Origin of the sequence: Bacillus sp. AF23, assembly GCF_020861455.1 — a bacterium.
GTDB classification, from domain to species: domain Bacteria; phylum Bacillota; class Bacilli; order Bacillales; family Bacillaceae; genus Bacillus; species Bacillus halotolerans.
The window spans coordinates 1-398 of record NZ_JAJHVY010000053.1 but is presented as its reverse complement, the minus strand read 5'-3'; the positions used below and the strand labels follow the sequence as shown (position 1 = coordinate 398).

Here is a 398-nt window from a genome sequence, read left to right as displayed (position 1 = left end):
AACCTGCGACCGATCGGTTAACAGCCGATAGCTCTACCACTGAGCTACTGTGGAACGTTACAGTCATGGTATGGTGGGCCTGAATGGACTCGAACCATCGACCTCACGCTTATCAGGCGTGCGCTCTAACCAGCTGAGCTACAGGCCCATGACGATATAGAAATGGAGCGGGTGATGGGAATCGAACCCACGACATCAGCTTGGAAGGCTGAGGTTTTACCACTAAACTACACCCGCAATTTTATTTGGGGCGATTGATGGGAATCGAACCCACGAATGCCAGAGCCACAATCTGGTGCGTTAACCACTTCGCCACAACCGCCAAAATATATATATTTGTAAATGGTGGCTCGGGACGGAATCGAACCGCCGACACACGGATTTTCAGTCCGTTGCTC

Annotated in this window: 3 tRNA genes; all 3 read right to left on the bottom strand. The window is 51.3% G+C overall.

The window, feature by feature from the left end:
- Positions 1 to 71: 71 nt before the first annotated feature.
- Positions 72 to 148, bottom strand: a tRNA-Ile gene (locus tag LNN34_RS21810).
- A 15-nt stretch (positions 149 to 163) separates the two neighbouring features.
- A tRNA-Gly gene (locus tag LNN34_RS21805) sits at positions 164 to 237 on the bottom strand.
- Positions 238 to 246: 9 nt separating this feature from the next.
- Positions 247 to 322 (bottom strand) — tRNA-His (locus LNN34_RS21800).
- Positions 323 to 398: the final 76 nt, after the last annotated feature.